This window comes from Catellatospora sp. NPDC049133 (assembly GCF_040648455.1).
GTDB lineage: Bacteria > Actinomycetota > Actinomycetes > Mycobacteriales > Micromonosporaceae > Catellatospora > Catellatospora aurea.
Map to the genome: position 1 here is coordinate 84,875 of NZ_JBEZDT010000005.1, position 22,861 is coordinate 107,735.

The 22,861-nt window shown below is 70.9% G+C and carries 14 protein-coding genes; 7 read left to right on the top strand and 7 right to left on the bottom strand.

The window, feature by feature from the left end:
* Positions 1-5: 5 nt before the first annotated feature.
* The 5 genes from AB0B35_RS07055 to AB0B35_RS07075 all read right to left on the bottom strand — a co-directional run bounded on the left by AB0B35_RS07055 (position 6) and on the right by AB0B35_RS07075 (position 11,255).
* Positions 6-1,400 carry a cytochrome ubiquinol oxidase subunit I gene (locus tag AB0B35_RS07055; protein ID WP_360526486.1) on the bottom strand — a complete coding sequence of 465 codons (1,395 nt, stop codon included), beginning with the start codon at positions 1,398-1,400 and terminating at the stop codon, positions 6-8.
* A 167-nt stretch (positions 1,401-1,567) separates the two neighbouring features.
* The gene (locus tag AB0B35_RS07060; RefSeq protein ID WP_361041790.1) at positions 1,568-4,084 is read right to left on the bottom strand and encodes a DUF4832 domain-containing protein; all 2,517 of its coding nucleotides are present in this window, start codon (positions 4,082-4,084) and stop codon (positions 1,568-1,570) included.
* Between the two features lie 71 nt (positions 4,085-4,155).
* Positions 4,156-6,828 (bottom strand): fibronectin type III domain-containing protein, encoded by a 2,673-nt coding sequence (locus tag AB0B35_RS07065; RefSeq protein ID WP_361041793.1) that lies wholly within the window; start codon positions 6,826-6,828, stop codon positions 4,156-4,158.
* Positions 6,829-6,936: 108 nt separating this feature from the next.
* Positions 6,937-8,301: a DUF4832 domain-containing protein gene (locus tag AB0B35_RS07070; RefSeq protein WP_361041795.1), complete on the bottom strand. Its 1,365-nt coding sequence runs from the start codon at positions 8,299-8,301 to the stop codon at positions 6,937-6,939.
* Between the two features lie 68 nt (positions 8,302-8,369).
* Entirely contained in the window at positions 8,370-11,255 is a 2,886-nt protein-coding gene (locus tag AB0B35_RS07075; protein WP_361041797.1) for a carbohydrate-binding protein, read from the bottom strand.
* A 258-nt stretch (positions 11,256-11,513) separates the two neighbouring features.
* Between AB0B35_RS07075 and AB0B35_RS07080 the strand changes: the two genes are divergently transcribed.
* From AB0B35_RS07080 to AB0B35_RS07100, 5 genes are all read left to right on the top strand, one after another.
* Positions 11,514-12,395 carry a sugar ABC transporter permease gene (locus tag AB0B35_RS07080; RefSeq protein ID WP_361041800.1) on the top strand — a complete coding sequence of 294 codons (882 nt, stop codon included), beginning with the start codon at positions 11,514-11,516 and terminating at the stop codon, positions 12,393-12,395.
* Positions 12,396-12,409: 14 nt separating this feature from the next.
* Positions 12,410-13,294, top strand: coding sequence for a carbohydrate ABC transporter permease (locus AB0B35_RS07085; RefSeq protein ID WP_361041802.1), 885 nt, complete (start codon positions 12,410-12,412; stop codon positions 13,292-13,294).
* Positions 13,295-13,323: 29 nt separating this feature from the next.
* Entirely contained in the window at positions 13,324-14,670 is a 1,347-nt protein-coding gene (locus tag AB0B35_RS07090) for a sugar ABC transporter substrate-binding protein (protein ID WP_361041804.1), read from the top strand.
* Positions 14,671-14,764: 94 nt separating this feature from the next.
* A complete protein-coding gene (locus AB0B35_RS07095; protein WP_361041806.1) occupies positions 14,765-16,261 on the top strand; it encodes a glycoside hydrolase family 36 protein in 1,497 nt (498 codons plus the stop codon).
* Between the two features lie 172 nt (positions 16,262-16,433).
* Positions 16,434-17,603 carry an ROK family transcriptional regulator gene (locus AB0B35_RS07100; RefSeq protein ID WP_361041809.1) on the top strand — a complete coding sequence of 390 codons (1,170 nt, stop codon included), beginning with the start codon at positions 16,434-16,436 and terminating at the stop codon, positions 17,601-17,603.
* Between the two features lie 100 nt (positions 17,604-17,703).
* On the opposite strand, the gene AB0B35_RS07105 is transcribed toward AB0B35_RS07100, so the two are convergent.
* A complete protein-coding gene (locus AB0B35_RS07105; protein ID WP_361042171.1) occupies positions 17,704-18,339 on the bottom strand; it encodes a response regulator transcription factor in 636 nt (211 codons plus the stop codon).
* Positions 18,333-19,562 carry a sensor domain-containing protein gene (locus AB0B35_RS07110; protein WP_361041811.1) on the bottom strand — a complete coding sequence of 410 codons (1,230 nt, stop codon included), beginning with the start codon at positions 19,560-19,562 and terminating at the stop codon, positions 18,333-18,335. The genes AB0B35_RS07105 and AB0B35_RS07110 overlap by 7 nt, the downstream gene beginning before the upstream one ends.
* Positions 19,563-19,670: 108 nt before the next feature.
* Here AB0B35_RS07110 and AB0B35_RS07115 point away from each other — a divergent pair, with 108 nt between their 5' ends.
* On the top strand, positions 19,671-20,435 hold the full coding sequence (locus tag AB0B35_RS07115) for an ABC transporter ATP-binding protein (protein ID WP_361041813.1): 765 nt from the start codon (positions 19,671-19,673) through the stop codon (positions 20,433-20,435).
* Entirely contained in the window at positions 20,432-22,762 is a 2,331-nt protein-coding gene (locus tag AB0B35_RS07120) for an FtsX-like permease family protein (RefSeq protein ID WP_361041815.1), read from the top strand. The genes AB0B35_RS07115 and AB0B35_RS07120 overlap by 4 nt, the downstream gene beginning before the upstream one ends.
* Positions 22,763-22,861 lie beyond the last annotated feature (99 nt).

The following is a 22,861-nucleotide window of genomic DNA, read 5'->3' on the forward strand; positions in this document are numbered from 1 at the left end:
CGGCCTCAGCGAGCGAAGGTCGGTTCGGGCGTGGTGACGTCGTCGGCGGCGGGCACGGTCGGTGGCGGCGCCTTTCGGGCGTAGCGCAGCATCAGCACCAGCCAGACCAGCGTCAGCGCGGCGTAGAGCAGGAAGAACACGGTCAGGCTGATCGCGACCGTGGTGGCGCTGACCGACGGTGACACGCCGTTCTTGGTCAGCATGAGGCCCTGCACGATCCATGGCTGGCGGCCGCTCTCGGTGAGCAGCCAGCCGGCGGTGTTCATGAGCACGACCAGGACCGGGGCCCAGACGGCCAGCCACAGGAATCGGTGCGCGGTCTCCAGCCGCTTGCGGTGCATCACCCAGAGTCCCCAGAACCCGAGCAGGACGATCACCAGCGCGAGGTACGCCATCACGCGCATGGCCCAGTACTGGATGAAGACGTTGGGCACGTAGTCGCCGGGGCCGTACTGCTGCTGGTACTGGGCGTTGAGTTCGTTCAGGCCGATGACCTGGCCGTTCCAGTGGTTGGTGGCGAGCAGCGACAGCAGGTGCGGCACCTCGATGATCTTCGTGGGGGTCTGGTCCTGCTTGCCGCCGCCGATCTGGAAGATCGAGAACGAGCACGGCTGGCACGTCTCCCACTGCGCCTCGGCCGCGGCGATCTTCATCGGCTGGTACTTGCCCTCGACGACGCCGAGCTCGCTGCCGATGAACATCTGGAAGATCATGGCGGGGGCCAGGAGGACGAGGGCGAGCTTCGCCGAGCGGGCGAACACCGGGGCCTCGGATCGGCGCCGCAGGTGCCACGCCGACACGGCCAGCATGACGACGCAGCCGGTGACCAGCGCGGCGAGCAGCACGTGGGCGTAGCCCCACAGGAACACCGGGTTGGTCATCACCGCCCAGATGTTGTTGAGCTGCGGACGCCCGGTCGTCGCGTTGATCTCGTAGCCGACCGGGTGCTGCATCCATGAGTTCGCGGCCAGGATGAACGCCGCGGATCCGGCGGCGCCCAGCGCCACGAGCCAGATGGAGGTGAGGTGGATCCGGCGCGGCAGCTTGCCCCAGCCGAAGATCCACAATCCGAGGAACGTCGACTCCAGGAAGAACGCGGCCAGGCCCTCCATCGCCAGCGGCGCACCGAAGACGTCGCCGACCATCCGCGAGTACGCCGACCAGTCCATGCCGAACTGGAACTCCTGCACCAGGCCGGTGACCACGCCCACGACCACGTTGATCACCAGCAGGGTGCCGAAGAACTTGGTCAGGCGCAGGTACTCGTCGCGGCCCGTGCGGTGCCAGACGGTCTGCAGGATCGCGGTGAGGAAGGCCAGCCCGATGGTGATCGGCACGAAGATGAAGTGGTAGATCGACGTCATCGCGAACTGAATCCGGGCCAGATCTACGTTCGACATGAGCGTCCCGCCTCCGCGACCAGGGAGTCTTCGCGCTCATTCTGCCCGCGTATGCTGCGCCTATATCGCAAAACTCCTAAAATGAGTCGATTGCCGATATTCGACCGGCAGGTGGCCGGCCGACCAGGCATCCGAGGCGTGCGGAGCCCGGCCGGCCGGGTGATCGGCTACTGGAAGGTGATGTGGTCGATGGTGACCGTGGAGTTGCCGCCGTACCAGAAGCCCATGGCCAGCTGGGACGGGCTGTTGCGGTTGATGCCGTTGGCGACCAGAGGGATGCGGATGTCCTGGTAGCCGGTCGTGATCACCGGATGCGCTCCCCCGTCGAGGGTGAAGTCGGCGAACAGCTTCGTCGACCCGCCCAGCCCGAGGTTGAAGTGATTCTGCTCGCCACCCGCCGCGCCCTTGATCCGCACGACCAGATAGGTGTGGGCGCTCAGGTCCACGCCGACGTCGGAGCCGAACCAGCCGCAGTTGTTGTAGCGCAGGCTCAGCGCCCCGCCGGTGACCGTGCCGGAACCGCCGCCGTCGAGGAAGCAGTTGCCGCCGGTCCACTTGCCGAGGTCGTTCTGCGCCGCGGACGGATACGCCGGGGTGCCGTCGAAGTTGTCCAGGATCAGCCCGGTGGGCGGCTGCGGCGTCGCATCCGTGGTCACCGCGACCGTGTTGCTCGCCGCCGAGCGGTTGCCCGCCGCGTCACGTGCCTTGACCGTGTAGGCGTAGGCCGTGGACGCGGTCAGGCCGGTGTCGGTGAACGTGGTGCCCGTCGGGCTGCCGACCAGGGTCGCGCCACGGAACACCTCGTAGCCGGTCACGCCGACGTTGTCCGTGGACGCGGTCCAGGACAGCGACACGCTCGTGTCGGACTTGCCGGTCCAGGACAGCGTCGGCGCGCTCGGCGCGGTGCAGTCCCCGGAGCAGCCTGTCGTCGTCGCGGAGACCGTGGCCGACTGCCCGGACACGTTGCCCGCGGCGTCCACCGCCCGGACCGTGTACTGGTACGTCTGCCCCGGCGAGCGGCCGGTGTCCGTGAACGAGGCCCCCGACGCGGTGCCGACCTGCGTGCCGCCGCGGAACACCTGGTAGCCGGTCACGCCCACGTTGTCCGTGGACGCCGTCCAGGACAGCGACACGCTCGTGTTCGTCACCCCGGACACGGTCAGGCCCGCCGGCGTCGACGGAGCCGTGCAGTCACCTGTGCAGGAGCCCACGGTGACCGAGGACGCGAGCACGTTGTAGCCCTTGGCCGCGTCCCAGGTGCCGGTGTTGGCGAGCCGGATCGAGTACTCCGGCCGGGAATGCAGCGCCGCCGTCGGGTCCGGCAGCCACAGCGCCAGCTTGTAGTTGCCCGCCACCGCGCCGCCGGGCACGGTGACACTCGCGGTGACGGTGCTCGCCCCGGCCAGCCAGCTGCGCGGGTCGACGCTGCTCAGCGGCAGGTTGTAGCGGTTGGCGCCGTTGTCGAGCACCAGGTAGGCGGTGCGGTGCTTGATCAGGCCGGACCAGCCGTCGTTGTTCAGGTGCGCGGTCAGCGCCAGGCTGCCGCCGGGGGCCACGGCGGTCGGGAACGTGGCGTCGAGCAGCCTCAGGCGATACCCCATCTTGCGCTTGATGCGGGTGAAGCACGTCTCGGCCGGGTCGTTGCCGCTCGCGGCGAGGTTGGCGGCCTTCCACTTGTCGGTGTTGACGGCCGCGTAGTCCTCGTTGATCTCGGTGAAGTTGAGCCTGTTCATCTCGGTCTGCGCGTTGACGCAGGCGGCGTCGTTGTAGCCGTCGGAGCCGCAGGTCTCCCCGCCGACCATCTTGTTGAACCCGGTCGAGGTGGCCAGGTCGTACATCCACTGCTTCTTCTGCTCGATGTAGTACCAGCCCATCCAGGACGGGTTGTCGTAGGTGCCCATGTCGTTGACGTCGGCGAGAAAGCAGTCGTTGTGGAAGCTGATCCGGTCCTTCTGCGCCTGGGTCAGGCCGCAGCCCTCGGGCACGACGCAGGAGGTCGGGTCGATCATCTCCTTGATGTAGATCGGGTAGCGCATCGCCAGCGGGATGCTCGCCGGGGTGGTGTCGGCGATCTTCTTGACGATGCGGTACCGGGCGGGGGCCTCCTCGACAGACGAGGAGTTGGTGAGGGTGCCGGTGTGCCACTCCCCCCACGCGCCCAGGTAGCCGGTCTCCAGGTGCAGCACGACGTCGGCGTTCGCGGTGATCACGGCGTTGATCTGGGCGATGTGGGCGAGGATCTGCGACTCGGCGACGCTGGCGTAGCCGTCCCAGGTGTACGCGGGCCGCAGGACGATCTTCATCCCGGCGGTGCGGACCGCGGCCAGGCCGGAGGCGAGGTTGTCGAGCAGCGCCTGCGGCAGGGCCTGGGTCTTGTACTTGTCCAGGTGCAGGTAGCTGTGCACCAGGGTGTTGCCGTTGGCCTTGGCACGGGCGAAGGTCCGGTCGAGCAGGTCGGGGTTGAAGCCGGGGATGGTGGCGGCGTTGACGTAGTCGTTGACCGCCGGGTCGTTGATGATCTCGTAGCGGTTGTGGTAGCCGCGCTCCGGGTTGGCGAACGCGGTGGCCAGGTCGGCCGAGTAGGTGACGGTCGCGGCCTGGGCCGGCGCGGCACCGAGCGCCACGGCGGCGACGGTGGCCAGTAACGTTGTCGCGGTGAACATCCGCATGAAGCGGGTGGGCATGGCAGCCTTCCTGTGCATCGGGAGGGTAGGCCGCCTGGCCGGGTCGGGAGCCCTGCCAGGCGGCCGGGCGACTACTGGAACGAGATGTGGTCGATGGTGATGGTGGAGTTGCCGCCGTACCAGAAGCCCATGGCCAGCTGGGACGGGCTGTTGCGGTTGATGCCGTTGGCGACCATCGGGATCTTGATGTCCTGGTAGGACGTCGTGATCACCGGGTGCGCGCCGCCGTCGAGGGTGAAGTCGCCGAACACCTTCGTCGAACCGCCCAGGCCCAGGTTGAAGTGGGTCTGCTCGCCGCCGGCCGCGCCCTTGATCCGCACGACCAGGTAGGTGTACGAGCTCAGGTCCACGCCGACGTCGGAGCCGAACCAGCCGCAGTTGTTGTAGCGCAGGCTCAGCGCCCCGCCGGTGATCACGCCGTTGCCGCCGCCGTCGAGGAAGCAGTTGCCGCCGGTCCACTTGCCGAGGTCGTTCTGGTTCGCCGACGGGTACGCCGGGGTGCCGTCGTAGTTGTCGAGCACCAAGCCGGTGGGCTGCGGCGGTGCCGCGTTCGTGGTGACGGCGACCGTGTTGCTGACCGCCGACCGGTTGCCCGCCGCGTCACGCGCCTTGACGGTGTAGCTGTAGGCCGTCGACGCGGTCAGGCCGCTGTCCGTGAACGACGTGCCCGTCGGGCTGGCGACCAGCGTCCCGCCCCGGAACACCTCGTAACCGGTCACGCCCACGTTGTCCGTGGATGCCGTCCACGACAGCGACACGCTCGTGTCGGTCTTGCCCGGCGAGGACAGAGTGGGAGAACTCGGGGCGGTGCAGTCACCCGCGCACCCCGTGGTCGTCGCCGACATCGTTGCGGACGAATTGGACACATTGCCCGCGGCGTCGACCGCCCGAACCGTGTACTGGTAGGTCTGCCCCGGCGAGCGCCCGCTGTCGGTGTACGTCGTCCCGGTCGGGGTGCCGACCTGGACCCCGTCGCGCAGCACCTGGTAGCCGGTCACGCCGACGTTGTCGGTCGAGGCGGACCAGGACAGCGACACACTGGTGTTGGTGACCCCGGTGACGGCGAGGTTCGCCGGGACCGACGGCGCGGTGCAGTCACCGGTGCAGGTCCCCGAGGTGCTGACCGCGCCGAGGTTGACCCAGCCGTCGGCGCCCTGGTTGGTGTTGGCGAACGACAGCGGCAGGCGCGGCCGCCACTGGTCGATGATCCAGTCGGTGAGCCTGCTGGCGGCCGGGCGGGCGCGCAGCACGTCCTGGGTCACCGCCTCCAGGGGGTTGCGCACCTTCAGGACCAGGCTGTAAGCGCCTGCGGGCACGCCCGCGGTGCTGACGGTCGTGGCGAAGTTGACCGGCCGGCCGAAGTCGAGGTACTTCGGGTCGGCGCCGACGTTCCAGTCCGGGAAGGCGCGGATCTTCAGGGGCTGCACGGTGCGCAGGTCCCAGCTGGTGTCCCAGGTCTTCACGACCGTGCCCGCGCTGTTGCGCAGGCCGAGCTGCACCGTCCACGGGTAGTAGAACGGGGCGACGCCGTCGTTCTGCACGGTAACGCCGACCTTGAAGGCGCCCGAGGCGGTGGCATTGAAGTTGGCCTGCGGGATGTGCAGGTTGTAGCCCATCTTGCGGACACCGGCGGAGACCTTCGGGTCGCTGGTGCTGTACCCGCCCGCGCCGGTCTGGTTGATCATCCAGGTGATGTGGGTGAGCTCGGTCGCCGCGAGCACGTCGTCGACCTGCCCGGACCCGCCCGGCCAGTTGGCGTAGAGGGTGCCCTGGATCTCGGGCCGGGCCTCGCCGCCGATGGACTGGGTGACCCACCGGTTCTCGGTGCCGGTGTTGAGCTGCAGCTGCAGGAACGCGTCCTCCCAGCCGTTCATCGACATCGGCAGGGTCATGCTCTTGAGCTGCCCGCCGTTGCGGAACTCCTTGTACGGCCAGGAGTCGTCGTGGAAGCCGATGTTCGCGGTCTCGGTGCCCGCCAGGGGGTAGCGGACCTCCAGCTGGATGTTGTCGAACGCGGTGTCGTACGCGCCGATGATGGTGCGGATCGTGGTGTCGGTCGGCATCAGGTTCGGGTAGCCGTCGGCCAGGTCCCGGTCGTAGGGCCAGGTGTGCCACTCGCCCCACAGGCCGACCAGGCCCAGCGACATGAACCCGATGCGCGGGTCGGCGGTGCCGCCGGGCCCGGCCTTGTCGTAGCGGGCGGCGAACGCGTTGATGAAGGTGACCAACGCGCTGATGACGTCCGGGTCGTCGTAGTCGGGGCTGACGGTGCCCCAGAACCCGTTGGTGCGCAGCGCCATCTTGCCGTTCAGGCACGGCGGGATGCCGTTGCCGGGGTGGGTGCCGCTGCCGCCCGGGTACTCCAGGTAGAAGCGGAACGCGGTCTGGCGGCTCCAGACGGCGGCCTCGTCGAGCGCCTTCTCGAAGACGCTCCAGTCGATGTCGGCGCAGTTGGCCGGGTCCTTCATCACCTCGTTGAGGGCGAAGTAGCTCCAGACCAGGCCGCCGGGGTACTTGGTGGACAGGTTGTCACCGGGGAAGAGGTAGGGGGCGAACCCCTTCAGCGGCTGGCCGAGCGCGGCGTCGGCGTAGGTGTAGGTGTGGGTGGTCAGGCTGGTGTCGGGGCCGGGTCCGGCGGGCGGCCGGGCGGGCGGGCCCGCGGGTGCGGCGGCCGCGCTGGTGGCGACCAGCGCGATCGTCAGCGCTGCCGCCGTCGTGGCGAGCAGCTTGCGTAGGGATGGCATGAACCGGTGTTCCCTTCGGGACGAAGTGCAGGAACAGCAAGGGGTTCGGTGCGGGCGCCGCCGACGGGGTGCCGGCGGCGCCGTGGTGCGGGTGGTGCGGCGGCGCCGTCAGCGGGTGGTGACGGCCCCGAGGTGCAGCCAGCCGGTGTGGATGTCCTGGCTGGTGTTGGCGAACCGCATCGGGATGCCGTTGGGCAGCGGGTTGGCCACGCGCAGCACGATGTCGTAGCTGCCGGGGCGCAGGCCGCGGGTGTCGATGCGGCTGGTCAGCTCGGCGGGGTCCTGGCCGGGCTGGATGCCGGTCACGGTCCAGTCGGTCTTCCAGCGCTTCACCAGACGGCCCTGGCTGTCGACGGCGGCCAGCTCGGCGCGCCAGTCGTAGTAGAAGGGCGCGGTGCCGCGGTTGGCCACGCGCACCGACACCCGGTCGCGCGACAGTGCCGCCTCGGTGACGGTCAGCTCGTAGCCCAGCGACTTGGCCGCGGCCAGGGCACGGAAGTACTCGTCACCGGTGTAGCCGTCCGGGGCGAACGCCGCGTGGTTGATCATCCAGCTGATGTGGGTCTGGTCGACGGACTGCGTGAAGTCCTCGTACTGCCCGCAGCTGACCGGCTGCTCGAACAGGCAGGACTGGATCTCGGGGCGCAGCTCGCCGCCGATCGGCTCACGCTGCCACTTGTCGGTGACACCCTCGTCGATGAGGCGCTGCACGAAGTGCCATGACTGCACGGGCAGCGTCTCGAAGGCGAACGAGTCGTCGTGGTAGCCGATGCCCAGCTCCTTGTTCTGCGGGCTCGGGTAGCGGGCCAGCAGCCGGGTCTCGTCGAACGAGGTCTCGAAGGCGTTCAGGATGCCGGTGAGGATCTCGGTGGACGGCATCCAGTTCTCCGGCTTGGTCCAGCCGTCGTAGGGCCAGGTGTGCCACTCGCCCCAGAAGCCGATCAGGCCGAGCGTGAGGAAGCCGATGCGCGGGTCGCCGTCGTACTTGCGCCCGAGCGCGGTGATGAAGTTCTGCAGGGCGCTGACCAGGCGCGGGTCGCTGTAGTCGGGGGCGACGCTGACGCCGTTGTTGCCGAAGTCGTCGTAGGCGTGGGTGGCCAGGCCCTGGGCCAGCAGGTACTGCGGGATGCCGGTGGGCTTGCCCGGGTAGTCGAGGTAGAACCGGAACACGGCCTGGTGGCCCCGGGCGGCGATCGCGTTGAGCTGGCGTTCCACGGCGTCCCAGCGGAACTGGTTCGGGCCGGTCATGACGTCGCGCACCGGCAGGTAGAACCATTCCATGCTGTACGGGAAGGTCTGGTAGCTGCCCGCGTACGGCATGAAGCCCTTGAGCGGGTTGTCGGCGGGCGCGGAGGCGTAGGCCAGCGGCGTCCACGCCGGTGTGGTGGGCGCGGGCCGAGCCGCGGCAGGGGTGCCCGCGGCGAGGGTGAGGGCCGCCAGCAGGGCGACCGTGAGGCGGACTGTTCTTCTCATGTGGGTTTCCTCGGTCGGGGGTGGGCCGGCCAGGCCCCCGTTGCCTGGCCGGAGCGTGCGAGGCAGGGTCAGCCGACGGTGATGCGGTCGATGTCAGGCGCCCAGCCGGAGGGGTTGGCGAAGGTGATGGTGTTGTTGCCCGCCGTCAGGTTCAGGGTGACCGTGGTGGTGCCGACGGTGTCCCAGTTGGCGGTGGGCGCGAAGTTCACCGTCTGGCCGTTGACCGTGGCGGAACGTGCCACGGCCGACAGGTAGTGGATCGTCACGGTGCGCGTGCCGCCCGTGCCACCGGCGACGTTGTTGAACGACAGGGTCGCGCCGCTGCCGACGTAGCCGACCTTCGAACCGCCCGAGCAGGCCGCGCAGGATGCCACGGCCGCGGTGCCGGTCCGGGTGTTGCCGGAGGACTCGGCTTCGTAACTGACGGGCGTCGTGCCGCCCGCGTTGGTCGTCACGGTCAGCGGGCTCGACGCGGCCGAGTAGTTCCCGGCGGCGTCATAGGCCTTGATCGTGTACGTGTACGCGGTCGACGCGGCCAACCCGGTGTCGGTGAAACCGGTGGTCGTCGACGTGCCGACCGGGCTGCCGCCGCGCAGGATCTGGTAGCCGGTCACGCCGACGTTGTCGGTCGAGCCGCTCCACGACAGCGTGACCGAGTTGGCGGTCTTGCTCGGCGAGGCCAGGCCCATGGGGGCGCTCGGCGCGGTGGTGTCGCCTCCGCCGCCCGCGGTGGACACGGTGATGCGGTCGATGTCAGGAGCCCAGCCGGACGGGTTGGCGATGGTGACGGTGTTGTTCCCGGCGGCAAGGTTGAGCGTGACGGTGGTGGAGCCGACAGTGGTCCAGCTACCGGTCGAGGCGAAGTTGACGGTCTGCCCGTTGACCACGGCGGTGCGCGCCTCGGCCGTCAGGTAGTAGATCGTCACCGTTCGCGAGCCGCCGGTGCCCCCGGCGACGTTGGTGAACGCCATCGACGCTCCGTTGCCGAGGTAGCCGACCTTCGACCCGCCCGAGCAGGTGGCGCAGGTCGCCACCAGAGCACCGCCGGACAGGGTGTTGCCCGAAGCCTCAGCCTCGTAGCCGGTGGGCGTGCCACCGCCGGACGTGGTGGACACGGTGACCGTGTTGCTTGCCGCAGAACGGTTACCAGCCGCGTCCCGGGCCTTGACGGTGTAGCTGTAGCTCGTCGACGCGGTCAGGCCGGTGTCGGTGAACGAGGTTCCGGCCGGGCTGCCGACCAGCGTCGAGCCGCGGAACACCTCGTAGCCGGTCACCCCGACGTTGTCCGTCGAGGCGGACCAGGACAGCGAGATCGACGACGACGTCTGGCCGGGGGAGGTGAGCCCCGCGGGGACCGAGGGCGCGGAGGTGTCGCCACCGCCGCCGGTGCCGACGGTCACCGCGCCCAGGCCGAGCCAGCCGTCCGCGTTCTGGGTGGTGTTGGCGAACCGCAGCTTCTTGGCGTCGGCGTCGACGGTTTCCAGGGGGTTCTTCACCCGAAGCACCCACTGGTAGCCGCCCTGCGGCACCGCGGAGAGGTTGACGCTGGTCTGGAAGTACTGCGGGTAGCCGAAGCTGCGATACGTGGGATCCGATCCCACGTTCCAGTCGGGGAACGCCCGGATGGACAGCGGCTGGACGGTACGCAGGTCCCAAGGGGTGTCCCAGGTCTGCACCACGGCGCCCGAGCTGTTCTTGAGCCCGAGGGTCATGGTCCAGGGGTAGTAGAACGGGGCGACGCCGGTGTTGCTGATCTGCACGCCGACGTTGGTCGTGCCGCTGGCGGTGTCCTTGAAGTAGGAGTTGCCGACGGTGAGGTTGTAGCCCATCGCCCGCACGGCGGCCGAGACGTTCGCGTCCGTGGGCGAGTAGGCGGCGCTTCCCTCGTTGATCATCCAGGTGGCGTGGGCGAGCTCGATGCACGCCTTGAGGTTGTCGACGGTGCCGGAGCCGTTCGGCCAGGACTGGAACGCGAACGTCTGGATCTCCGGGCGCAGTTCACCGCCGATCGAGCTGCTGATCCACTTGTTCTCGGTGCCGGTGGCGATGTTGCGCTGCAGGTGGGCGTAGGAGGTGCCGCCCATCGACTGCGGCAGGGTCACGCCCTGCAAGGGTGAGCCTTCCCGGAAGCAGAACGAGTCGTCGTGGTAGCCGATGTCGCGGGAGTTGGCCGCGCCCCCGGCCGCGTCGGCGTAGCGGATCTCGACCTTGGTGGTGTTGAACGCGGTGTCGAAGGCGGCGACTAGCTGCGCCCCGTTGGCGTCGGTGGGCATGTAGTCGGGCAGCCCGTCGCCGGTGTCGGTGTCGTAGGGCCAGGTGTGCCACTCCCCCCACAGCCCGACCAGGCCCAGGTGGATGAACCCGAGCCGGGGGTCGCCGTCGTAGCGGGCTCCGAACGCGGCGATGAAGTTCTTCAACGCGTTGATCAGGAACGGGCTGTCGTAGTCGGGGTGCGTGACGTTCCAGGTGGCGTCGGCGCGGGTGGCGACGTTGCCGTTGAAGCACGGCGGGATGGCGTTGGCCGGGTGGCTGCCGGTGCCGCCGGGGTAGGTCATGTAGATGCGGATGGCGGCCTGGTTGCCGTAGCCGGCGGTCTCGGCCAGCATGCTGTCGATGATCGACCAGTTGTAGCTGCCGCAGTTCGAGGCGCTGGTCATGATCTCGGAAAGGCCGAAATAGCCCCAGGTCAGCGCGTGCGGGAAGCCGTTGTTCTGGTCGCCGCCGGGCGAGTAGAACCTGGCCCAGCCCTTGAGCGGGTTGTCCACCGGCCCGGGGGCCGCGCTCAGGGCGTGGACCTGCAGGGACGGGTCGGGGCTGGCGGGCGCCGAGGGACGGGGCGGCGGTCCGGCGGGAGCGGCTGACGCTCCGGACGGGCCGGCGAGCGTCAGGGCCGCGGCGAGGGCGGCGGTGGCGAGTGCGGCCAGGACGGTACGGCCGCGTGAACGTGATTTCACGGTGATCTCCGGTGGGAGTCGGGCTGTTCTCCGGGCGGTGCGAGGTGCCTGTGCCACGCGGGCACACCACTGAGCCGACACACGGGGTCCACATAGGCCCTGGTCGGAGCGTTGGCGCAGCGGGTCTGAGCTGGTCGTCCTCCTCGTCGTTACCGAAGTAATACGAAGAGGTGTTGACAAAATTTCGAAGGTCTACATCATTATTCGAGAGCGGGGCGGCTGGCAAGAGCCGACCGATAGACGGATCCGAGGACGTTGATGAGCTCGACAAAACCGCGAGACGACCGGCGGGCGGCGTGGCTGTTCCTGCTGCCGGTGCTGGTCGGATTCGCCGTCTTCTACGGCTACCCGGCCGCCCGGGGCGTGTGGTACTCGGTCACCGACTACAACATGCTCAACACGGCGACGTACGTCGGCGCGGAGAACTACACCAAGCTGCTGCGAGACGAGCAGTTCTGGAACGCGATGCTGGTCACGGCCTGGTACGTGGTGCTCAACATCGGCTCGCAGACCCTGCTGGCGCTGGGCATCGCGTCGCTGATGCACCGGCTGACCCGCTCGGTCGTGCTCCGGGCGACGCTGCTGCTGCCGTGGCTGGTCCCGAACGTCACCATCGGCCTGCTCTGGATGTGGCTGCTGGACACCAACCTCGGCTTCGTCAACCAGCTCCTGCACACCGTCGGCGTGGGCCCCGTGGGCTTCTTCACCGACGAGACCTGGGCGATGCCGACCGTGGCCGGCATCAACACCTGGGCCTACACCGGCTACACGGCACTGCTGCTGTACGCCGGGATGCTGCAGATCCCGCAGTACCTCTACGAGGGCGCGTCGATCGACGGCGCGGGCGAGTGGCGCATGTTCCGCCGGATCACGCTGCCGCTGCTGCGCCCGGTGCTCGCGCTGGTGCTGGTCGTGTCGCTGATCGGCTCGTTCCAGATCTTCGACACCATCGCGGTCACCACCAAGGGCGGCCCGGTCTCGGCCACGCAGGTCATCTACTACTTCATCTACCTGCAGGCGTTCAAGTACTTCCACCTGGGCTACGCCGCCGCGGCGGCGGTCTTCCTGGCCCTGATCCTCGGCGTGCTCACCGCGATACAGATGCGCCTGCTGCGCGCCTCGCGCTCGGATCTGGCGTGAAGGGGACGACAGACATGACCCGCAGAACCTTCAACCCCGGACGCGCCCTGGCCTGGGTGGCGATGGCCGTGGTCATCGTGGTGACCGTCTTCCCGTTCTGGTGGATGGTCCGCACCGCGCTCACCCCCGCCGCCGACATCTACACCGACAACGCGAGCCTGCTGCCCGAGCACCCGACGCTGATCAACTTCCTGCGGGTGCTCGGCCTGACCACCGAGGCCGAGGCCCGCGCGGCGGGCGGGTCCGGCGCGCACCTCGACTTCGCCGGCTACCTGTGGAACTCGATCGTCTACTGCGGACTGATCGCCGCGGTGCAGACCCTGTTCTGCGCGATGGCCGGGTACGCGTTCGCCCGGCTGCGCTTCCCCGGCCGCGACCTGGTGTTCGCGATCGTGATCGCGGCGCTGATGGTGCCGCCGATCTTCACGCTGCTGCCCAACTTCATCCTGGTCAAGGACCTCGGCTGGATGAACACCATGGCCGGCATGGTCGCCCCGACGATCCTGATGACGCCGTTCGCGGTGTTCTTCCTGCGCCAGTTCTTCCTGTCGCTGCCCCGCGACGTGGAGGAGGCGGCGATCCTCGACGGCAACGGCCCGTGGGGCATCTTCTGGCGCATCGCGCTGCCGATGAGCCGCGGCCCGCTCATCACGATCGGTCTCACCACGACCGTGTGGGCGTGGAAGGACTACCTGTGGCCGCTGCTGGTCGGCCGTGACGAGGAGAACCGCCTGGTCACCGTCGCGCTCGGGGTGTTCCTCCAGCAGTCGCCCAACACCCAACCCGACTGGACCGGCCTGATGGCCGCCTCGACGCTGTCGGTCCTGCCCGTGCTGCTCCTGCTCGTCTTCGTGGGCAAGCGGCTGGTCCAGTCCTTGAACTTCACCGGAAGCAAGTGACACACCCACCCCCGAGAAAGAAGGAAATGATGATCCGCACATCACGGGTCGGGGCGGCGCTGCTGACCCTGGCTGTGGCGGCCGGCCTGGCCGCCTGCGGCAGCACCGAGGAGGAGCCCGGCGCGGCCGTGACCCTCGACTACTGGCTGTGGGACGACAACCAGAAGGCGTCCTACCAGCAGTGCGCCGACGAGTTCACGAAGGCCAACCCGAACATCACCATCAAGATCAGCCAGGCGGCCTGGAACGAGTACTGGCAGAACCTGACCACGCAGATCGCCGCTGGTGACGCGCCGGACGTGTGGACCAACCAGGGCTCGTACTACCCGCAGTTCGTCAGCTCCGGCCAGATCCTCGACATCCAGCCCTACGTGACCGCCGACAAGGTGGACCTGTCGCAGTACCAGGGCGGCCTGGCCGACCTGTTCACCAAGGGCGACCAGCGCTTCGGCCTGCCGAAGGACTGGGACACCATGGCCCTGGTCTACAACACCGAGCACCTCAAGGCCCAGGGCATCGACGCCGCGTCACTGGCGAACCTGACCTGGAACCCCACCGACGGCGGCACCTTCGAGCAGCTCATCGCCAAGGCCACGGTCGACGAGAAGGGCCGCAACGGCCTGGACCCGGCGTTCGACAAGACCAAGGTGAAGGTGTTCGGCTACCTGCCGGAGTGGGCCGACGGCTCGCAGGGCCAGAACGGCTGGGGCAACCTGGCCGCCAGCAACGGGTTCACCTACCTCGACAAGAACCCGTGGGGCACCCAGTACAAGTACGACGACCCCAAGCTGGCGCAGACCATCGACTGGTTCAAGTCGCTGAGCGCCAAGGGTTACGCCCCCGCGCTGGACAAGGCGTCCACGCTGAGCCGTGACTCCCTGCTCAACGCGGGCAAGGGCGCGATCACCTTCGCGGGCTCCTGGATGATCAACAGCTACCTGGGCGAGGGCGCGAAGCTGAAGTTCGCGTTCGCTCCGCTGCCGGCCGGCCCGCAGGGCCGCAAGACGGCGATCAACGGCCTGTCGGACGCGATCTGGGCCGGCACCAAGCACAAGGACGAGGCCTGGAAGTGGGTCAAGTTCCTGGGCTCGGCCGACTGCCAGAACATCGTGGGCGGCAACGGCGTGGTCTTCCCCGCCATCAAGACCGCCAGCGAGAAGGCCCTGGCCGCGCACACCGCCAAGGGCCGCGACGTGAAGGTGTTCGTCGACGAGGCCGCCGCGCCCGGTGGCACGTTCTTCGTGCCGATCACCGAGCACGGCAACGAGGTCAGCCAGCTCGTGCAGGACGCCATCCAGTCGGCGATCCTCGGCCAGAGCGACTCGGCCACCGCCCTGAAGAAGGCCAACGACCAGGTCAACGCCCTGTTCAAGTAGCCCTACGGCGCCACAGGTGCGGCGGGACGCATGGTCGCGTCCCGCCGCACCCCACACCAGCGACTCATCTGCATCTCACCCGCCAAGGAGAACCATGGCACTGCTCATCGAGCTGGCCGGCCACACTTTCGCCCTCGAACACGACGGCCCCGGCAGCCCGCAAGCAGCCGACGGGGGCCTGGTCCTGCCACCGGGACGGGTCGCGTTGCTGCACGGACTGGGCGATGCCCTGTTCTACCGGCACGGGCACAACTCATGGAGCCCCTGCGGCTGGCGGCGGCTGAGCGAGGCTCCGCTGCGCATCGCCAACCCGCAGCGCCGGCTCACCGCCGACGACACCGTCTGGGACGACCCGGCCCGCCACCACTCCTCCGCGGTGGCCGCCCTGGACGCCGGTGACGGCAACATCCTGCTGCTGGGCGCGCTCGGCCTGGGCGTGCCGCGGCTGGCCGCCGACCGGGACACCATCTCCGGCTGGTACGAGACCGGCGCCCACCGCTGGTTCGCCGCGTACGGCCCGGAGGACGAGGTCTTCGCCGCGTACACCCGGCAGCTGGCGCAGCGCCTGGGCAGCAGCGGCCGCCGCGCCGGCAACGTCTGGTGCTCCTGGTACGCCTACTACGAGACCATCACCGAGCAGCAGCTCGCCAAGGATGTCGACGACCTGCGCGGGCTGCCGTTCGACGTGGTGCAGGTCGACGACGGCTGGGAGCGGCTGGTCGGCGACTGGCAGCCCAATCACAAGTTCCCCTCCGGCATGAAGGCCCTGGCGGACCGGATCGTCGACGCGGGCATGACGGCCGGGCTGTGGCTGGCTCCGTTCATCGCCCTGCCCGGCTCCGAACTGGCTCGCGAGCGGCCCGAGATGCTGCTCCGCGACTCCCGCGGCGAGCTGGTCATCGCCGGCAACAACTGGGGCAGCGGCTACCACGCCCTCGACCTGTCCCGGCCCGCGACCCGCGAGTACCTGGCCGAGCTGACCCACCGGGTGGTGCACGAGTGGGGCTTCAAGTACCTGAAGCTCGACTTCGTCAACGCCGGGGCCGCGCTGGGCGTACGCGCCGACGGCGGCGAGCGGGAGCAGTCCTACCGCGACGCGCTGGCGCTGATCCGCGAGGTCGCCGGGGACGACGTCTACCTGCTGGGCAGCGGTGCGATGCTGCTGCCGTCGCTGGGCATCCTCGACGGGCTGCGCAGCGGGCCGGACGTCGCGCCGATGTGGCAGAACTACGCCAGCGACGACCCGTCGGACGCGATGGCCCGCAACGCCGTGGTCAACACACTGCACCGGCTGTGGCAGCAGCCGCTGGCCGAGGTCGACCCGGACGTCATCTACTTCCGCAGCCGCCTGAACCTGCTCACCGAGCAGCAGCTGGAGTGGCTGCGGGACCTGGCCGACATCTGCCGATTCCGGGCCGTGTCCGACCCGCCGAGCTGGCTGTCGGCCACGGAGCTGGACGACATGACCGGTTACCTGGCGGCGCGCCCGGACGTCCGGCAGCTCGGCCGGTACGAGTACGCCGTCGACGGGCGGCGGGTCGACTTCGCCCCGGCGGTGACACCCGCGGCACAGGCCTACCCCATCTCCTGAAGACGGCTCCGGCCCACGGCGGCACCGGCCCGGTTGCACTCCCCCGCCAGGGGGACACGCAGCCGGGCCCGGACCGTCAGCTCACTGTCAGTGGGCTTGCCATCACTTCACGATTTTGTAAAGATCAAAGCGTATTGTGCGGGTCTTCCCGTACGCAAACAAGGGACAGAACGTGACAGAGCTAGCTACGACCGGAACGGATCTGCCGCGGCTGCGCGAACTCAACTCGTTGAGCATCGTGCGGGCGCTGCGTGACCACCCGCCGTCCACCGTCACCGAACTGTCCCAGCGCACCGGCCTGTCCCGGCCCGCCGTCGACGTCATCGCCCAGGGGCTGGTCACCGACGGCTGGGCCACCGTGCTCGAACCCGGCGCGAGCAGCGCCGTCGGCCGCCCCGCCCGGCGCTACCAGTTCCGCGCCGGGGCCGGGTACGTGGTGGGCGTCGACGTGGGCGTGCACAAGATCCTGGCGCTGCTGGCCGACCTCGACGGCAACATCGTGCAGTCCGTACGGCAGTCCGTCGCCGCCGAGGCCGCGCCCGCCGAGCGCCTCGCCGTGCTCGACGCGGTGCTCGAGGCCTGCGTGACCGGGGCAGGCAAGTCCGCCGGCGACATCTGGGCCGTCACCGCCGCGGTCACCGGCGCCGTCGACGCCGCCGGGCGGACCAGCTTCTTCACCCCGCTGCCGGGCTGGAAGAGCGTCGACCTGGCCGGGCACCTCGGCGCGCGCTTCTCCTGCCCGATCGTGGTCGAGAACGACTGCAAGCTGGCGGCGCTGGCCGAGCGGTGGAAGGGCGCGGCGACCGACGCCGACGACATCGTCTACCTGCTCGGCGGCATGCGCAACGGCGCCGGCCTGATCATCGACGGGGTGCTGCGGCGCGGGTTCGGCGGCGCGGCCGGCGAGATCGGCGCGCTCAAGCACGTACGCTGGCTCAACGCCCCCGAGCACCTGCAGAACTGCCCCGGTGTGCCCGACACGGTCAGCCCCGACGACGCCGCGGCCTGGGTGTTCAACGCCGCTCGGCAGGGCGACAAGGCGGCCCGCGGCGCGGTCAACCGGTACGTCAAGGACCTCGCCGTCGGCGCGGCCGCGCTGGTGCTCACCCTCGACCCGCAGGTGGTCGTGTTCGGCGGCGGCTTCTCCCGGTCCGCCGATCTCGTGCTCGACCCGCTGCGCCACGAACTCCAGCGGCTGGTCCTGCGCATGCCCGAGGTACGCGCGTCCACCCTGGGCGCGGACTCGGTGGCCCTCGGCGCGCTCAAGCTGTCGCTCAACGAGGTCGACACCCGGCTGTTCAGCGCGGGCCTGTCCGCCCCCGTCGCCCCCCGCCGCCAGTGACGCCCCCGGCCCGCACCGCGCCTGGGGCCGCTTGACCCCCGCGCACGAAGGAAGGGCACCTTCACATCGCTATGCGTTGTAGAAGGTGCCCTTCCTTTCATCAGGCGCGGAGGAAGGCGAGCACGGCCAGGACGCGGCGGTGCTGGTCGCCGGCCGGGGGCAGGTCGAGTTTGGTGAAGATGCTGCTGACGTGTTTGTTCACGGCCGCCTCGGTGACGAACAGGCTGCGGGCGATGGCCGCGTTGGCCTGGCCCTGGGCCATCAGCTCCAGGACCTCGCGCTCGCGGGGGCTCAGCCGCTGCAGCGGGTCCTGCCTGCGGCGCAGGAGTTGGCGGACGACCTCGGGGTCGACGACGGTGGCCCCGGCCGCGACCCGCTCGGCGGCCCGCGCGAATTCCGCCACCGCGCCGACGCGGTCCTTGAGCAGGTAACCGACGGCGTGGCCGCCGCCGGTGTCGAGCAGTTTCGCGGCGTAGGACTGCTCGACGTACTGGCTGAGCACGAGCACGGGCAGGGCGGGGTCGGCGTCGCGCAGGGTGACGGCGGCGCGCAGGCCGTCGTCGCTGTGGTCCGGGGGCATGCGCACATCGGTGACGACCAGGTCGGGGCGGTCGGCGGTCACCGCGGCGACCAGCGCCGGGGCGTCGCCGACGGCCGCGGTGACGGTGTGGCCGAAGCGTTCCAGCAGGCTGGTGAGGCCCTCGCGGAGCAGCACGCTGTCCTCGGCGATCACGATCCGGAGTGGCACGGCACCTCCACGTGCAGCAGGGTCGGCCCGCCCGGCGGGCTGGACAGGCGCATCCGTCCGTCGAGGACGGACAGTCGGTCGGCCAGCCCGGCCAGGCCGCTGCCCGCCGCGGCGTCGGCCCCGCCGGTGCCGTCGTCGCGGATCTCCAGTACGAGCAGGTCGGTGTGCAGCCGCCCGGTCACCTCGGCCCGGTGCGCGCCGCTGTGCTTGGCGATGTTGGCCAGCGCCTCGGCGACCACGTAGTAGGCGGTCACCTCGACCGGGGCGGGCAGCCGGTGCGGCAGCCGGATGTCGACGCCGACCGGGACCTGCGACAGCGTCGCCAGCTCGCCGACGGCGTCGGCGAGGCCGTGGTCGGTGAGCACCTGCGGGTGCACGCCGCGGATCAGCGCCCGCAGCTCCTGCAACGTCAGCGCGACCTGGTCCTGCGCGGCGGCCAGGTGCCGGGCGACCGGCGAACCCGGTTCGGCGTCGAGCCCGGCCAGGCCCAGCTGCACGCTCAGCGAGACGAGGCGCTGCTGCGCGCCGTCGTGCAGGTCCCGCTCGATCCGGCGGCGCTCCAGCTCGAACGCGTCCATCAGCCGGGCCCGGGACGCGCGCACCTCGCGCAGCTGCGCGCCGAGCTCGTCGTCGCGCGGGGCGAGCACGGCGCGGGTGAACGCGGCCCTGGCCCCGGCCCAGGCGGTGATGGTGTACGGGGCGGGCAGCAGCAGGACGAACCCGAGAATGGCCAGGCCCCACACGTCGGAGTCGTCGACCGGGGACAGCATCACGATGACGGGCACGGCGAGCGCGCCGAACAGCACGCCGAGGTCCATCCACCACAGCCCGACCAGCGACAGCGCGGTGAAGCCCAGCTCGCGCCAGGTCGCGGGCTCGCGCAGCCGGGTCGTCAGCCAGGCCCGCGCGCCCGGTACGGCGGGCTGCTGGTGCGGGTCGGGGGCCGGGTCGAGGTCGACCAGCCGCAGCCGCCAGCGCTCAAACCGGGCCACGTAGATGCCCGACAGCAGCAGCGCCAGGATCGCCAGCACGCCGACCAGCACGATCAGCAGCACCAGCCCGGCCGCGGCGAGCATGAGCACGACCGCGCCGACCAGCCCGCCGACGAGCACCCCGGAGACCAGGTACGCCAAGGAGCGCCACGGCCACCAGGAGGTCAGGAACCGCAGCGGCCGCTGAGCCAGGGCCTGCCAGGCGGTACGCGCGTGCACGGCTCGACGGTACCCGCCGGTTGATCTCGTGACGGTAGTGCACGCACTACCTCCAAAGTCCCGTCCACGCCAATGCGCCCGCCCCGCCGCGCGGGTGGACTGGACGCCATGACGATCACCACATCCCCCATCGCCGAGGCGGTCGGGCTGACCGGCGCCAGCAAGGCGTACGGGGCCGGAGCCCAGGCCGTCACGGCGCTGGACGAACTGACCCTGGCCTTCCCGGCCGGGACCTTCACCGCCGTCATGGGCCCGTCGGGCTCCGGCAAGTCCACCCTGCTGCAGTGCGCCGCCGGGCTCGACCGGCTGACCTCGGGCACCGTCCGCGTCGGCGGGATCGACCTGGGCGGGCTGAGCGAGCAGCGGCGCACCGTGCTGCGCCGCGAGCGGATCGGCTTCGTGTTCCAGGCGTTCAACCTGGTCGCGTCGTTGACCGCGGCGCAGAACGTGGAGCTGCCGCTGCGCCTGGCGGGCCGCCGTCCGGGCGCGGCGGCGGTGCGGGCCGCGCTCGCCGAGGTGGGGCTGGCCGACCGGGCCGCACACCGGCCGGCCGAGCTGTCCGGCGGCCAGCAGCAGCGCGTCGCCATCGCCCGCGCCCTGATCACCCGCCCGGACGTGGTCTTCGCCGACGAACCGACCGGCGCGCTGGACACCGCGGCCTCGCGCGAGGTGCTGGGCCTGCTGCGGACCGCCGTGGACGGGCACGGGCAGACCGTGGTGATGGTCACCCACGACCCGGTCGCGGCCTCGTACGCCGACGAGGTGGTGTTCCTGCGCGACGGGCGGATCGCGGACCGGCTCAGCGGGGCCGCCCGGATGCCCGGCCGCGCCGAGCAGATCGCCGGCCTGATGGCACGCCTGGAGCAGCGTTGATCGCGCTCGCCGCGGTACGCGGCCGGGCCGCGTCGCTGGCCGGCACGTTCGCCGGTCTCACCCTCGGGGTCGCGCTGATCGCGATGACGCTGCTCGTGCACGTGTCGGCGCAGCCCCGCACCCCCCAGCGCCTGGCGGCCGCGCCGGTGCTGGTGCACGGGCCGGTCGCGCCGGACGCGGCCGGGGTCGGCAGCGGCGTGCGGCCGTGGGCTGCCACCGACGCCGCCGCGCTGGCCGATCGCTTGGCCGGGCTGGCCGGTGTCGCGGCGGCGGTGCCCGACCGCTCGTTCTACGCGCAGCTCGTCGTCGGCGGCAGGCCGGTCGGCGACGCCGAGGACGCCGGGGCGGGGCACGGCTGGTCCAGTGCCGCGCTGGGCGGATACCCCCTGGTCGCGGGTGCGGCCCCGGATGCCGACGGGCAGGTCGCCGCCGACATCGCGACCGGACTCGCGGTCGGCGCGCACACCACGCTGCTGACCGCCGGCGGCCCGGCCGAGGTGACCGTCACGGGTCTGGTCGGCGGGCCGGGCGTGTACACGTCCGATGCCGCGGCGGAGCGGCTGTCGCCCGGCGTGCTGGTGATCGGCTTGCTGCTGCGGGCCGGGGCTGATCCGGAAGCGGTCGCGGCCGCCGCGCGCGACGCCGCACCCGCGGCGATCGTCGCGACCGGTGAGCAGCGGGCCGCGCTCGAGCCGGTGCAGCAGGCCAAGACCCGCTGGCTGGGCACCCAGCTGCTGATCGCGATGGCGAGCCTGGCGGTGTTCGTGACCGTGTTCGTGGTCGCGTCGACATTCGCGCTCAACGTCACGCAGCGGCGGCGTGAGCTGGGCCTGCTGCGCACGGTCGGGGCGACCCCGGGCCAGATCCGGCGGTTCGTGCTGGGTGAGGCGCTGCTCGTCGGCGCGGCCGGTGGCGTCGCCGGGGCGCTGCTGGGCACCGCGGCGGCCGGTCCGGCGGGCGGGCTGCTGGTGCGGTGGGGCCTGGCCGATCCCGGGCTTCAGGTCCGGCCGCAGCTCCTGCCGGTGCTCGCGGCGGTCGCGGTCGGCGTCGGGGTCGCGCTGGTCGGCGCGTACGCGGCCGGGCGCCGGGCCGCGAAGGTGCCGCCGATGGCCGCGCTGCGGGAGGCCTCGGTCGAGGCGCGGGTCATGGGAACTGGCCGCTGGCTGCTCGGCGGCGGCGCGCTGCTGCTAGGCGGCTTCCTGGCGCTGCGCACCGCCACCGCCGCGGCCGACGAGCGGGTCAACTCGGCGCTGTTCGCCGCGATGGCGCTGACCGCCGCCGCCGCGCTGCTCGCCCCGGTGCTGGTGCCGCCGCTGGTGCGGCTGGTCTCCTGGCCGCTGCGCGGCACCCGGGGAGCCGGACCGATGCTGGTGCGGGCCGAGTCGCTGACCGCCGCCCGGCGCACCGCCGCCACCGCGGCCCCGGTGATCGCCACGGTCGGGTTCGCGGTGCTGCTGTCCGGAATGGTCTCCACCATGCGGGAGGCGTACCCCGCCGGGCAGGCCGCGAAGCTGGCCGGGATCACCGTGGCGGTGCCCGACGGCACCCCGGGGCTGACCGAAGCCGCCGCGGGCGGCCGGTCGGTCCTGCCGAGCCGGGTGTACGCGAACGGCCTGTCCATCGCCGCGTTCGGCACCGCGACCGGCCCGGTCAGCGTCGCGGCCGGCGTCGCCGACGCCTTGGGCGTGCGGGTCGGCGGCACCGTCGACGTGGTCTTCGCCGACGGGAACACCGAGCGGCTGACCATCGCGAAGATCACCCCCGACGGGCAGGTCGACGACGATCTCATCCTGCAGCGGGACCTGGTCCGCCGCCACGATCCGTCCGCCCTGGCCGAGGCGGTGGTGGGAGTGGACGCCGCCACGCTGGCCGGGCTGCCCGGGGTCGAGGTGCTCGACGCGAAGGCGTACGCCGACCGCGGCAGCGGCGAGGACAGCCGGCTGCTGTGGCTGTTCGCGTCAGTGCTGATCGCACTGTCCGTCGGCTACACGGGCATCGCGGTCGTCAACACGATGGCCATGTCGGCCGAGAGCCGACGCCCGGACCTGGCCGTGCTGCGCCGGGCCGGAGCCACACCGCGCCAGACGCTGCGTTACGCGGCGGCCGAGGCGTTGCTGGTGGTGGCGCTGGGCACGGGCCTCGGCCTGGCGGTGACCGTCCCGCCGCTGCTGGGCATGGCCGCAGGCCTGGAGCAAGAGGTCGGCGTGCCGGTCGCGCTGCGCCTGCACTGGCCGGTGCTGGTGGCGACCGTGCTGGCCACGGCCGCCGTGGCGGTGGCCGCATCGTTGACGGCGACCCGGCGGGCCTCGGGTCACCGGACCCGATGACCCGGCGGGCCCGCGGCCGGTGACGGCCAGCGGTGACCTCGCGCGGTCTGCGCGACATGTCCTGCGAACGGCCCGCGTCTACATCCCGACGCGGGCCGT

What these genes read in the sequence shown, in the direction of transcription:
- AB0B35_RS07060 (WP_361041790.1), bottom strand. Translation starts at nt 4,084, where the DNA reads ATGCCCACCCGCTTCATGCGGATGTTCACCGCGACAACGTTACTGGCC.
- AB0B35_RS07085 (WP_361041802.1), top strand. Translation starts at nt 12,410, where the DNA reads ATGACCCGCAGAACCTTCAACCCCGGACGCGCCCTGGCCTGGGTGGCG.
- AB0B35_RS07090 (WP_361041804.1), top strand. Translation starts at nt 13,324, where the DNA reads ATGATCCGCACATCACGGGTCGGGGCGGCGCTGCTGACCCTGGCTGTG.
- AB0B35_RS07055 (WP_360526486.1), bottom strand. Translation starts at nt 1,400, where the DNA reads ATGTCGAACGTAGATCTGGCCCGGATTCAGTTCGCGATGACGTCGATC.
- AB0B35_RS07065 (WP_361041793.1), bottom strand. Translation starts at nt 6,828, where the DNA reads ATGCCATCCCTACGCAAGCTGCTCGCCACGACGGCGGCAGCGCTGACG.
- AB0B35_RS07095 (WP_361041806.1), top strand. Translation starts at nt 14,765, where the DNA reads ATGGCACTGCTCATCGAGCTGGCCGGCCACACTTTCGCCCTCGAACAC.
- AB0B35_RS07080 (WP_361041800.1), top strand. Translation starts at nt 11,514, where the DNA reads ATGAGCTCGACAAAACCGCGAGACGACCGGCGGGCGGCGTGGCTGTTC.
- AB0B35_RS07115 (WP_361041813.1), top strand. Translation starts at nt 19,671, where the DNA reads ATGACGATCACCACATCCCCCATCGCCGAGGCGGTCGGGCTGACCGGC.
- AB0B35_RS07070 (WP_361041795.1), bottom strand. Translation starts at nt 8,301, where the DNA reads ATGAGAAGAACAGTCCGCCTCACGGTCGCCCTGCTGGCGGCCCTCACC.